Origin of the sequence: Bacillus sp. RC251 (assembly GCF_044908765.1) — a bacterium.
GTDB lineage: Bacteria > Bacillota > Bacilli > Bacillales > Bacillaceae_G > Bacillus_A > Bacillus_A wiedmannii.
The window spans coordinates 954,705-967,012 of the sequence record NZ_JBIYDP010000001.1 but is presented as its reverse complement, the minus strand read 5'-3'; the positions used below and the strand labels follow the sequence as shown (position 1 = coordinate 967,012).

12 protein-coding genes are annotated in these 12,308 nt (G+C 34.0%); 4 read left to right on the top strand and 8 right to left on the bottom strand.

What is annotated here, in order from left to right:
* Positions 1 to 46 precede the first annotated feature (46 nt).
* Positions 47 to 718, bottom strand: coding sequence for an O-methyltransferase (locus ABH961_RS04930; RefSeq protein ID WP_098642830.1), 672 nt, complete (start codon positions 716 to 718; stop codon positions 47 to 49).
* 149 nt (positions 719 to 867) lie between these two features.
* Positions 868 to 1,587: a 3-ketoacyl-ACP reductase gene (locus ABH961_RS04925; RefSeq protein ID WP_000818985.1), complete on the bottom strand. Its 720-nt coding sequence runs from the start codon at positions 1,585 to 1,587 to the stop codon at positions 868 to 870.
* Between the two features lie 199 nt (positions 1,588 to 1,786).
* Between ABH961_RS04925 and ABH961_RS04920 the strand changes: the two genes are divergently transcribed.
* On the top strand, positions 1,787 to 2,374 hold the full coding sequence (locus ABH961_RS04920; protein ID WP_048543204.1) for a DUF3139 domain-containing protein: 588 nt from the start codon (positions 1,787 to 1,789) through the stop codon (positions 2,372 to 2,374).
* A gap of 24 nt (positions 2,375 to 2,398) precedes the next feature.
* On the opposite strand, the gene hitS is transcribed toward ABH961_RS04920, so the two are convergent.
* From hitS to ABH961_RS04905, 3 genes are all read right to left on the bottom strand, one after another.
* Positions 2,399 to 3,472, bottom strand: coding sequence for an envelope stress sensor histidine kinase HitS (gene hitS, locus ABH961_RS04915; RefSeq protein WP_404518977.1), 1,074 nt, complete (start codon positions 3,470 to 3,472; stop codon positions 2,399 to 2,401).
* Positions 3,469 to 4,146 carry an envelope stress response regulator transcription factor HitR gene (gene hitR / locus ABH961_RS04910; RefSeq protein ID WP_048543206.1) on the bottom strand — a complete coding sequence of 226 codons (678 nt, stop codon included), beginning with the start codon at positions 4,144 to 4,146 and terminating at the stop codon, positions 3,469 to 3,471. Before hitR ends, hitS begins: the two co-directional genes overlap by 4 nt.
* 88 nt (positions 4,147 to 4,234) lie before the next feature.
* Positions 4,235 to 5,995 carry an ABC transporter ATP-binding protein gene (locus ABH961_RS04905; RefSeq protein WP_404518975.1) on the bottom strand — a complete coding sequence of 587 codons (1,761 nt, stop codon included), beginning with the start codon at positions 5,993 to 5,995 and terminating at the stop codon, positions 4,235 to 4,237.
* Between the two features lie 240 nt (positions 5,996 to 6,235).
* Here ABH961_RS04905 and ABH961_RS04900 point away from each other — a divergent pair, with 240 nt between their 5' ends.
* Positions 6,236 to 7,000, top strand: a complete 765-nt coding sequence (locus ABH961_RS04900; protein ID WP_088063066.1) for an alpha/beta fold hydrolase — start codon at positions 6,236 to 6,238, stop codon at positions 6,998 to 7,000.
* A 98-nt stretch (positions 7,001 to 7,098) separates the two neighbouring features.
* Here ABH961_RS04900 and entFM read toward each other — a convergent pair whose 3' ends face one another.
* A complete protein-coding gene (entFM, locus tag ABH961_RS04895; RefSeq protein ID WP_000755539.1) occupies positions 7,099 to 8,379 on the bottom strand; it encodes an enterotoxin EntFM in 1,281 nt (426 codons plus the stop codon).
* A gap of 710 nt (positions 8,380 to 9,089) precedes the next feature.
* On the opposite strand from entFM, the gene ABH961_RS04890 reads away from it, so the two are divergent.
* Entirely contained in the window at positions 9,090 to 9,260 is a 171-nt protein-coding gene (locus ABH961_RS04890; protein ID WP_048543210.1) for a hypothetical protein, read from the top strand.
* A 41-nt stretch (positions 9,261 to 9,301) separates the two neighbouring features.
* Here ABH961_RS04890 and ABH961_RS04885 read toward each other — a convergent pair whose 3' ends face one another.
* The gene (locus ABH961_RS04885; protein ID WP_404518972.1) at positions 9,302 to 9,904 is read right to left on the bottom strand and encodes a nitroreductase family protein; all 603 of its coding nucleotides are present in this window, start codon (positions 9,902 to 9,904) and stop codon (positions 9,302 to 9,304) included.
* A 245-nt stretch (positions 9,905 to 10,149) separates the two neighbouring features.
* Positions 10,150 to 11,103 carry a D-alanyl-D-alanine carboxypeptidase family protein gene (locus ABH961_RS04880; protein WP_098079451.1) on the bottom strand — a complete coding sequence of 318 codons (954 nt, stop codon included), beginning with the start codon at positions 11,101 to 11,103 and terminating at the stop codon, positions 10,150 to 10,152.
* Between the two features lie 187 nt (positions 11,104 to 11,290).
* On the opposite strand from ABH961_RS04880, the gene ABH961_RS04875 reads away from it, so the two are divergent.
* The gene (locus ABH961_RS04875; RefSeq protein ID WP_098681871.1) at positions 11,291 to 12,292 is read left to right on the top strand and encodes a S66 family peptidase; all 1,002 of its coding nucleotides are present in this window, start codon (positions 11,291 to 11,293) and stop codon (positions 12,290 to 12,292) included.
* Positions 12,293 to 12,308: the final 16 nt, after the last annotated feature.

The window sequence follows — 12,308 nt, the reverse complement described above, 5'->3', positions numbered from 1 at the left end:
TGTTATAATTTTTGAAACATCTTTTTCATCTTTTTACCACCTTTCGTCATTCTTTTACGACTACCATTACAAACCCATCGTATCCTTTACTTCCGACAGTTTGAAGCGCAGTAGCACTTACACGTGGCTCTGCAGCTATTAATTCATAGAAGCGACGTATCCCTTGTACGCGAGGATCGTTACTCGTATTGTCAATAACTTCTCCTTCACGTACTACGTTATCACCAATAATTATAGTACCAGGGCGTGATAGTTTCAGTGCCCATTCAAAATAAGTAGGATTATTTTGTTTATCGGCGTCTATAAAAATAAAATCAAATGGTTCATACTTCTCATTTGCGATTTGCTGTAAAGAATCTAAAGCTAATCCTGTTCGCACTTCAATTCTATTATTCAAATTGGCACGCTCAATATTGCTACGTGCAATTTCAGCATGCTTTTCACTTGCCTCCAATGTAACAACTCTGCCTCCAGTTGGCAATCCCCTTGCAAGCCATATCGTGCTATATCCGCCTAGAGTACCAATTTCCAAAATGTTTCGAGCTCCTTGAATTTGTACTAATAGTTGCAAAAACTTCCCTTGCGTTGACGATACATCATGTGCTGGTAAATTAGCTGCAGCGTTTGCTTGAAGAACTTCTTCTAATGTAGAATCTTTCGGTATTAATACATCACTCACATATTGATCAACAGCCGTCCATTTCTCAATCGTACTCATGTAAATACCATCCCCTTCAATTTCTCAATGCTTTTCTACCATTTACTCTTAATTATACCGAAAATTACGTCTCATACACAAAAAATAAAGAAGGGACATCTACTCCATTACAGAATAAATATCCCTTCTTTTGTTTATGAATTTATCCCTTACGGATTAGTAGACCAAAGTCCTGCTGATTTAATAAATGTACGTTTATTTAATTTCAGCTGCGCTACAATAAACTCTGCAATATCTTCTGCTTGCATTACTTTATCTGGGTTTCCATCAGTTAACCCTAAATCTACAGCCATATCAGTAGCTACTGTACTTGGAGTTAAAGCTGTTACACGAATGTTATGTTTGCGAACTTCCATCGCTAACGATTCTGTTAAGCCAAGAACACCAAATTTAGAAGCGCTATATGCACTTGTTACAGGTGCACCTTTTTGTCCTGCTGTAGATGAAATGTTAATAATATCACCAGATTGTTGTTCAATCATGCTTGGTAAAGCTGCACGAGTTGCATAGTATACACCCATTAAGTTTACTTGAATGATTTTTTCCCAATCAGCAACATCTAGTTCTAAAAACTTACCGAATTTAGAAATACCAGCGTTATTAATTAAAATATCGATAGATCCTAAACCATTTTTTAACGTTTCAATTGCAGTCGTTACCTCTTCATATGAAGATACATCAGCAGTCGCAATAACAGCTTTTACGCCTTCTGCTTCTACTTCTTTCGCTACAGCTTTTAAATTTTCTTCTGAACGAGCTAAAAGACCTACATTTACGCCCTCTTTCGCTAATGCGATCGCTACAGCACGACCAATCCCTCTACCTGCACCTGTAATTAAAGCATTTTTACCTTGTAATAATTCTGCCAAGTATAACACTCCTTAATCGTCTCAGTTGTTTATTATTATATTAAAAGTGTAACTATATTTATGTAAAAAGGCAATGATGCACTTTCATGTGCGTAGGTTACTTGTAGGTAACTATGGAAAGTTTTTATTGATAAGTCTCATGTTTTTGCCATAATTCATGTAAAATAAAAATAAATCCAGCATAGGAGAGTGTATGTGTATGAAAAGAAAAAAATGGTTCTGGTCACTAACTGCAGTCGGACTATGTATCATATCGTTTGCGCTGTACTTTATATTTGGTAATCCACTACATTATAAAGTAATAGAAAAAGATACTAATGAATATCTCCATACTATAAAAGGATATAAGCAAAAAGACATACAAAGCATAACCGGAAAATATACTCCTCTTTATAATATCGGCTATTATGCAGATGTAGTATTTACAAACGAACCTTATTTTACATACTCTTATACGTACGATAATAATAAAAAAATAATACAAGACAACGGGATTTTAGGAAGACATACTGAGTCATTTGAAAACCTTCATTTAAACTGGTCATTGTTTGACGAGTTAGTAGACGGGATTCATACAAACTTGCAAGAAAAAGGTTTAAGTGAACAGAAAGATTATTCTATACGTAACGTTCAATTCATTGATATAGATGATGATAAAAGTGGTGCAGAAGCATACGTTGACTTTACAAAAGATAAAGAATCACATTATTCATACCGTATGAATAACGAAGGAAAAGCTTATCAATATAGTTGCAGTAACGGGAAATGTATTTTTAAAGAGAAATAGTGTTAGAAGAATCTCCTCCTAACACTACTTTTCTTCATATTTAAGAATACAAACAATAAATTCCGTACCATTCCCTTCCTCACTCTCGACTTTTATTTCTCCTTGATGTAGATCGACTACTTTTTTTACTATCGCTAATCCTAAACCACTTCCTCCATACGCACGATTTCGTGAAGAATCAGCTTTAAAAAACCGTTCAAATATATGTTGTTTTTGTTTTTCAGATATACCAATACCCGTGTCACGAATACGTATTTCTACGAATTTCTCATGTTCCTGTAACTGGATTGTAATTGTCCCACCACTTGGAGTAAATTTAATACTATTATGAATTAAATTAATCCAAACTTGACTCATACTTTCTTGGTCAGCAATTATATGCACTTTTTCTAAATCAAGTTCTAATTCAATTTCTTTTTCAGCCCAGAGCGGTTCACTATTTAATACAATTTGCTTTAACTGTTGATCTAATCGATACGTCACTTTTTCTGGTGTATACTCTTCCGATTCTAAAAGAGTTAGTTTCAATAAATTTTGACTTAGTTTGGATAATCTCGTCGTTTCTGTTTCAATAATGGTAAGATAATGCTTTCTTTTTTCCTCGGAAAGATTATCGTCTTGTAGCGCTCTAGCAAAACCTTTTATAGATGTTAATGGTGACTGTATTTCATGTGAAACATTCGATACAAATTCCTGACGCATTTTCTCCATCGCATTCAGTTCATCTGTCATATCATTTATGCTTTTTACGAGCACACCAATTTCTCCATCATACTTCTCTTCATTTCGTATTTTTACGGAGAAGTCTCCTTTTGCAATTTTTTGTATCGGTTCAATAATAGTCCAAATCATTGCCTCTCGCTTCGGTCTCATTAATACTCCAATCAATACCCAAATAAGAACAATAAATACAAAGCCGACCATATCACTAATTAAAAAAGTAATAAAAGGCGATACTTGTATTTCAAGAGCATTCATTACACTTGATGATACATAAAAGGCTATAGACCAAATTATAGTGAGAAAAGAAAAGAGAGCTATTATCGCTCCAATTACTTTCAGTATCTTCACCTTATTCATTCGCTCTCTTCTTCTCATTTACTTACCTCTAAGCGATACCCTAAGCCTCTTATCGTTTTAATACTAAATTTCGACTTCTCTTCTCGGAACTTCTCACGCAAACGATTAATATGAACATCTAGTGTACGTTCATTTCCTTGAAAATCATATCCCCATACATCTTCAATTAATTGTTCTCTTGAACATGTCCTTCCCGCTTTAGAACCTAAAGTAAATAGCAATTCGAATTCTTTTAGCGGTAACGTAACTGTTTGTTCTCCGGTTGTAACTTCAAATGTTTTACGATTTAACAGTACATTTCCAACTTGAATCGATTGCGATACTGTAATTTGGTAACGTTTCAATAACGCCTTAACTCTCACTACTAGTTCTATCGGATCAAATGGTTTTACAAGATAATCATCCGTACCAAGATGAAACCCTTTTACTTTTTGAGATGTTTCTCCTTTAGCAGTTAGCATCAAAATAGGGATATCATAGTATTTTCTTAATTCAAAACATACATCAAATCCATCCATATTCGGCATCATGATATCAAGAATAACCATATCAACTTTTACTTCGTCTATTTTCTGAAGTGCATCTAGTCCATCAATTGCCTCATATGTTTGAAAACCTTCTCGTTCTAAAAATACAGAAACAAGTTCCCTAATATGCGGATCATCGTCCACTATTAAAATGTTAGGTATCAAAGAAACCATTTCCTTTCTAATTCGCATCCTTTATAAAACTTTTAAAAATGAATCATTAGTGGAGTAAAAACCCCACTGATGATTCATTTTATAATGCGCCCTCTTTAATTTTCAATTGTTGCGTTGCAAACTCACGATACATGTCATGTGTCTGTAATAATTCATCATGTGTACCGCTTCCTGTAAGATTCCCTTTTTCTATAAAGATAATTTTATCTGCATCCACAACAGTAGAAAGTCTATGTGCAATAACTAATGTTGTTCTGCCTTTCATTAAGTTATTTAACGCTTTCTGAACGACAGACTCTGATTTACTATCTAGACTGGAAGTTGCTTCATCTAACATAAGAATTTGTGGATTTCGAAGTAACGCTCGAGCAATCGCAATTCGTTGTCTTTGCCCTCCTGAAAGCTTCACGCCACGTTCTCCAACTTCTGTTGCGTATCCGTTTGGCAAATCATGAATAAATGCATCAACATATGCCATCGCTGCTACTTTTTCAATTTCTGCATCTGTCACTTCACCCTCAACACCGTAGCAAATATTATCACGAATTGTCCCATCAATTAACGGACTATCTTGTGAAACGTAACCAATTTGACGTCGCCATGATTGCAATGAATAACTCGTAATTGAGTCTTTTCCTAATTTAATAGCACCGCTAGTTGGCTCGTAAAAACGTTCTAATAGTGAGAATAACGTCGTTTTCCCGCTACCACTTGGTCCTACGATTGCTGTTACTTTTCCTGATTCAATTGTGAAATCAATATTCTTTAAAACTTTCTCTTCTTCGTTATACTCGAAATGTACATTTTCAAGAACGATCGACTGCTTAGCATTTGTGACTTTCACACCAGTTTCATGATCTTCTACTTCATATTCTAAAATTGTATTAATTCTTTCCGTTGCACCAATCGCCTTTTGAAATTGTGTAAAGAACATAGATAATTGACTCATCGGCATTATAATTTGAACTAAATATAAAATAAACGCTACTAGTTCTCCTGTTGTTAATGCACCGCTAGAAACTCGCATTCCACCATACCCTACGATAATAACAAGCAATGCCATTAAAACAAACGACATAACTGGTGAAATTAACGCTTGCACTTTTCCCTCTTTCAAACCAAATTGTAATAGCTTTTCAATACCTTTATTTCCAGTTTCATATTCCTTTTTTTCTGTGTTCGAAGATTTCACTAAACGAATTTCTGATAACACTTGTGTTAATACACTAGTAAAAGAAGCCGTTTCATCTTGAAGTGCTTTTGAAATCTTATACATTTTTCGTCCAAGTGGAACTAAAATGAGTACTGATAATGGAATAACCGTTAAAAGTAAAAGTGTCATTTTCCAATCTAAAACAAATAATACAATTAATGATCCAACAATTGAAATACCGCCTGTTAATAAATTTGACAAATGCTCAGAAATTAACGTTTTCACAACTCCTGTATCATTTGTCATGCGACTAATTGTATCGCCTGTTCTATTTTGATCATAATAAGTTACCGGTAAAATAAGCACCTTTTTCCACAAACGTTCTCTCAGTCCAGCTACAATTTTCTGTCCAATATAATTTAATAAATATATAGACAATCCTGCAGCTATAGTTTGCATAATAAAGAATGCAACTAGCCCAACAATTTGCCCTGTACTAATTGAAGAAAGTGAAAAATTATCTACTAACCCCTTCGTTAACATCGGAATAAATAAACTCGCTCCCGTAGAAAGCAAACTCATTAATAATGCAAAAGCAAGAATCCCTTTCGGAGGATTTGTATCTTGAATAAGGCGTAAAAACTGCCTCCAGCTCCCTTTTTTCTCCATCTCATTTCTAACTTCCATTTTTGTTCATCTCCTCGTGTTCAACCAAACTGTTCTTTCTAAAAGCAGATTACTATACAAATGTAAACTGAATGTAAACACACTTTTTCTGTTTTTACAAAATATACATACAAACGCATCTTTACAACAGATATAAATATCTGATATTATTACCTGGTACTTAATATTATTCTATGTGAATTATAGATAACTAATTTACAATACTGTATAAATCTCCCGTTATTGAAAGGAGTATCCTTTTTGCAAACAAATATACATTCCGAAAAGGAAACAATCATTTTTATTCATGGATTAGTCGGCAATCGTCGTGCCTTCAAAAAAGAGCATAAGCGATTTTCCGCCTCTTACAACATTATTACTTATGACTTATTAGGTCACGGCGACGATAAAGGAGAAGCTATCGAATTTTCATTACAGCGCCTCGTAGATCAACTATTGAAATTATATGAAAAAGAAGGTATTACAAAAGCTCATATTTGCGCTCTAAGTTATGGCTGTTATATCTCTACAATTTTTGCACAAATGCACCCAGAAAAAGTATTAAGCATTTGTCATATTGGTGGACATTATAATAATCCATCCCTTTTATATAACGTATTTCAAAAATTTTGGGAGAAGCGCGGAGACGAATACTCTAAATGGCTCTCTCAATATGCAAATACCATTTTTCCAAGTGGCATATTAAAGGCAAATCCGTTCGCAGTCATTTCAAGAAATATTTATTACCGTTTCGGATTGCAATTACATTCATCAATTATTTCCCAATCATTACGGCATCGTTTAGAATTCGATTTAAAATCTAAATTAAAATCACTTCCCCACCCTATATTATGGGTAATGGGTGAACATGATCATCTCTATAAATCTTGTCTTTTTGATTTAAAGTCCGTTCTTCCTAACGTTTTATATAAAGAAATACCGTTAGCAGGACATGCAGCAAACTTATTTCGTCCGAACTACTTTCATGACCTATACGCTCGATTTTTAAATGGGAAGTTACAGTAAAAACTACTACATTCCCAATTTACTCAACTATAAAAAGGCTTCCCAAGTTTCCCTGGAAAGCCTTTTCTCTATACGAAAAGTATATAAACTACTTTTTCTTAGTATGCTTTTGTGTAACCTAACATGTGCTTGCTCCAGTAAGAGTTACTTACAGAACTAATACGTACACCAGTTGCATCAGTTTCTGCACTAATGAACTGACCGTTTCCTAAGTAAACACCCATGTGAGAAGGACCTGATTTATAAGTATTTTGGAAGTATACTAAATCACCTGGTTGTGGATTGCTAGTTTTTGTTTTAGAGCTCCAGTATCCAGCAACTGTTTGACGAGCGCCTTTATGACCAGTTTGATTTAATACGTAGTGAATGAATCCACTGCAGTCAAAACCAGCAGGTGTTGTACCAGCAGTTCTGTATGGTGAACCATTTAAAGATCTAGCGAATCCAGCGATTGAAGATGTATCTCCACCTGTTGTTGGTTTTTGTACGTCTTTACCTGGTTGTTGAACGTTATTTGTAACGTTATTGTTATTTGTAACGTTGTTTACTCCGCCTTTTACAAACTTAACGAAGTCTGCACTTACGTAACCTGTACGGCCGTTATGGTTAATTTTGTACCAACCATTTTCAGCGCCAGTAACGTTTAATACTTTACCTTGTGTTACGCCACCAATTACAGCGTTGTATGTAGCTGGGCCTGTACGTACTTTTAAAGCACCAGTGTTAACAACATAAGAACCACCAGTTTGAACTGTAGTAGTATTGTTGTTTGTAGTTGGTTGTTTTGTTTCGTTAGATACAGCAGAACCACCTTTTGTTACGAAGTCTTTGCTTACGTATCCAGTTCCACCATTGAAGTTGATTTTAAACCAATCTTGTACTTCTCCAACAACTTGTACTGTTTTACCTTTATTTACAGAGCCTAATACTGTATGAGATGTACTTGGGCCTGTACGTACGTTTAGTGAAGAAACGTTTACTGTGTAAGTACCAGTTCCTTGTTGAACAGTAGTTCCTGTTTTACCACCAGTCGTTACGAAGTCACCACTTACATAACCAGTTTGACCGTTTACAGTTACTTTGAACCAACCGTTTTCTTGTCCAATTACTTGTAGTACTTGACCTGATTTCACTTTAGAAATAACGTTATGTCCTGTACCAGCACCTGAACGTACATTTAATACATCAGCTGTTACCGTGTATTTTAATTCAGAAGTTGTTTCTACCTTTTTTGTTTCAGTTACAGTCGTTTGAGTTTGAGTTTGTCCATTAATTTCTTTTAGCGCCTCATTTGAAACTTGTGCCTGAGCAGAATCCATACCTGGAACTGCAACACCTACTACAGAAGCTGCTGCTAAACCTGCAATTACTTTTTTCATAAGTTGTCTTTACTTCCTTTCCCTACTATCCTCTTAAAAAAACTTATAAACTTAATACATTACAATATTATCAAAGTAAAATATTCATTAAGTTCCATTTTTTAACAAGAGTTTTATTTTTCACACAGAGTTCATTTTAAACGAATGAAGTGAATTCCGTGTGAACTTCATGTGAACTTTACCATTAAACTTAGTATTTTTGCAATGCTTTTTTCAATTCCCTTATATATTTCAATGAAAATTCGACATTTCATTCATTATCTTAATATACATTTTCTATCCACTTTGAAAAACTCTATTCATCTAATCCAATGCAAAGAATGTATTTCCTAGTAAGTTCCTTCCATGAAGCATACTCTTATCATGACAAAAAATACTTTTTTTATCAATAGTATAATATTTTTAGAAAACTATTTTTGATACTATCTATCGCTTTTAAAAGATTTGACGATTTGTAAGATTTAACTTCAAAAATTCTGTTCTAATTTGGCGAAAATGTACATTCCACTAACTATTTTTCACTGCATATGGAATTTTTAGGATATTTATATTATCATATATATAGTGGTATCTTAATCTATACAAGTTTTATCCACCCTACCCGGAAACCAATCGAAATTTTACAGGTCGGTATTCTCCACGTAGTATCGAATTTTGAGAGGGAAGTCTTATTGCCCGCAAATATTGGGATTAAAAAAGGAGGTATATTTATGAAAAACATAATAGATGATCCTATAAATAAAAATATAGAATTGTACTCTGCTTTTTTTCAATTCGTTTCAATTATTACTTTACAAAAAATATCAACTATTGAAACACGTAAAAATGAATTAAAAGATCAGATGAAAAATTCCTATCAAAAAAATCCTTATTACTTATAAAAGGTGAACAGGTTGTATCCCTGTTCACCTTTTATCTCGCATTATTTATAAATTTTTACACGATTTTCTAAAGGTTGGTATTCTTTTTCACCTGCAGGTACCACCGGTTTACCAAACGGCATTTGCGCAGTGAGTTTCCAGTTTTCTGGAACTCCCCATTCTTTTCTTACTTCTTCATCAATTAATGGGTTGTAATGCTGCAATGTAGCACCAAATCCTTCAATTTCTAAAGCTGTCCAAATTGCAAATTGTAACATTCCTGAGGATTGCTGTGACCACGTTGGGAAATTCTCTTTGTATAATGCAAAGTTTTCTTGCAATTCTTCCACTACTTGACTGTCTTCAAAGTATAAAACCGTTCCATAACCACTTTTAAATGCATTCATTTTTTCTTCAGTAGATGCAAAGCTATTTTCAGGTACAATTTTTCGTAACGTTTCTTTCGTAATATCCCATAACTTATCATGTTGTTCTCCTAGCAAGACGACAACGCGGGCGCTCTGAGAGTTAAAAGCTGAAGGTGTATGTTTTACAGCATGATAAATCACTTCTTGAATTTTTTCATCAGAAACTACTTGCTCTTTACTAATCGCGTAAATAGATCTTCTGTCTTCAATTGCTGTGTAAAAATCTTTTACCATCATAATTCCCTCCAATTTTCATTTGAGTCTTTTTCATATGTATACATCATGTTCCGCCTCTTAAAACTTATCATTAATAAGTTTCTAACTTTATACTATCAACAAACAATAATAAACTCAAATAATAACACTCACATTTTTTACCTTTTCACTTCCTAATACTAACAATAAAAAGGCAATTTATTGTTACCGATAATAAGTAACAACAAATTGCCTTGCTTATATGATGATCCAACTCAGTATTTCACTTAATTAACTAAGCCAAAAGCATAAGACATTAGCTTGTTCGTCTCTGTAAAACGCTGCGTTTTACCTTTCGTTCCCATTACAACAGTAATAATACGAGTATCACCTTGTTTTGCTGTACCCGTAAAACAATACCCCGCGCTATCTGTAAATCCTGTTTTTAATCCGTCTATTCCTTCTATATATAAAGCTTTATTATTTTTGTTTAACATATCATTTGTACTTATAACATTAATATTATTAAATGCTAACTGACTTTGACGTAAGTGAGTCACTTCTAATATTTCTGGATAGTCTTTTATTAGATGATACGCCAAGTTTGCTACATCAGCAGCCGTCATCTTCGTCTCACTTCCATCAGGTTCTTGTAGTCCTGATGCATTTGCGAATTTAGCATAACCCGACATTTTTAACTCCTTCGCTTTTGCATTCATAAGCTGAACGAAATCTTTCTCCGTCTTAGCCATATGTTCTGCTAAAGCTACAGCCGAATTATTTGCCGATTCAATCATTAATGCATGGTACAAATCTTTAACAGTCAATGTGTCATTCACTTGGACTGGGATTCTCGCACCCTCTGTTTGTGCCGCTTTCGTACTCATTTTCACCGGATCTTCCCAGCGAATTTTCCCATTATGTACATTTTCTAATAGAAGATACGCTGTCATCATCTTAGACATGCTTGCTGGTGCAAAAGCTTCTTTTTCATTATGTTGATAAATAACTTCTCCATTACTCGCATCAATAATCATAGCTGCTTTTGCATCAATTTTCGGTGGTATGTACTTTGGTGGCACTACTTTTTCAGCTAATCCTGTTTTAGGTAGTTCTGCCACCTGTAAAGGTTGTCCCTCTATATTTGTTGCACTCTTTTGAGTTCCTTGGAATAAGAACCAACATATCCCTAAAATAATGACTACTAGGATCGTCAGCCTTCCCCATTTTAACCGCTTCATTTCAAAACTCCTTTAGCAAACCTTTTATACACTCACGTTTAACCATAACAATAATTACTTTATATCGTCAAGGTAAAAAGCATATTTATTCATCTAATACATTTATGTTACACTAATAATACCGAAATATAAGAATATTCAATGATAAATATTAGAAACTCATAATTCAATAGAAAGGATTCTTACGATGCTACTTCCAAAACCATTAAAATACGGAGACACAATCGGCATTTATTCGCCCTCTTCACCAGCAACCTACACTTCTCCTAAAAGATTTGAACGAGCGAAATCTTATTTACAAAAGAAAGGATTTCACATATTAGAAGGTTCACTAACAGGTCGATATGATTATTATCGCTCCGGCAGTATACAAGAGCGTGCCGAGGAACTGAATGCTTTAATAAGGAATCCTAATGTATCTTGTATTATGTCAACAATTGGCGGTATGAATTCCAATTCCTTATTACCTTATATTGATTATGATGCTTTTCAAAATAACCCTAAAATAATGATTGGCTATTCAGATGCAACAGCTTTATTGCTAGGGATTTATGCCAAAACAGGAATCCCTACATTTTACGGTCCGGCACTCGTCCCCTCCTTTGGAGAATTTGAGCCTTTTGTAGATTATACATACAATTATTTTGTAGAAACATTACTACATGATCAATCGCTTCCTTACAACATAAAACAGCCTTTATTTTGGTCAGATGAATTTATTAATTGGGAAGTGAAAACGAAAGAAAAAGAACTTAAACCAAATAATTGGATTTCCGTAACAAATGGACAAGCTACTGGACGTATTATTGGAGGGAACTTAAATACAATAGAAGGAATTTGGGGTAGTCCTTATATGCCATGTATTCAAAATGGGGATATTTTATTTATTGAGGATAGTTCAAAAGATGCAGCTACTATTGAAAGAAGCTTTTCATTACTTAAAGTTAACGGCGTATTTGATAAAGTTTCAGGTATTATTCTTGGAAAACATGAGCAGTTTGATGATTGTGGTACAAATCGCAAACCTTATGAAATATTATTAGAAGTACTACAAAATCAAAGAATTCCTTTATTAGCTGACTTTGATTGTTGTCATACCCATCCGATGATCACTATGCCGATAGGTGCTCAAGTGAACATGGATGCAACTAATAAAACAATACATATTTTAGAGAAATGGAAGATTTAAAAAACGCTTATATTAT

Excerpts from the sequence above, each read along its gene's own strand:
- ABH961_RS04930 (WP_098642830.1), bottom strand. The coding sequence starts at position 718 with ATGAGTACGATTGAGAAATGGACGGCTGTTGATCAATATGTGAGTGAT.
- ABH961_RS04905 (WP_404518975.1), bottom strand. The coding sequence starts at position 5,995 with ATGGAAGTTAGAAATGAGATGGAGAAAAAAGGGAGCTGGAGGCAGTTT.
- entFM (WP_000755539.1), bottom strand. The coding sequence starts at position 8,379 with ATGAAAAAAGTAATTGCAGGTTTAGCAGCAGCTTCTGTAGTAGGTGTT.
- ABH961_RS04890 (WP_048543210.1), top strand. The coding sequence starts at position 9,090 with ATGAAAAACATAATAGATGATCCTATAAATAAAAATATAGAATTGTAC.
- ABH961_RS04875 (WP_098681871.1), top strand. The coding sequence starts at position 11,291 with ATGCTACTTCCAAAACCATTAAAATACGGAGACACAATCGGCATTTAT.
- ABH961_RS04880 (WP_098079451.1), bottom strand. The coding sequence starts at position 11,103 with ATGAAGCGGTTAAAATGGGGAAGGCTGACGATCCTAGTAGTCATTATT.
- ABH961_RS04920 (WP_048543204.1), top strand. The coding sequence starts at position 1,787 with ATGAAAAGAAAAAAATGGTTCTGGTCACTAACTGCAGTCGGACTATGT.
- ABH961_RS04885 (WP_404518972.1), bottom strand. The coding sequence starts at position 9,904 with ATGATGGTAAAAGATTTTTACACAGCAATTGAAGACAGAAGATCTATT.
- hitS (WP_404518977.1), bottom strand. The coding sequence starts at position 3,472 with ATGAGAAGAAGAGAGCGAATGAATAAGGTGAAGATACTGAAAGTAATT.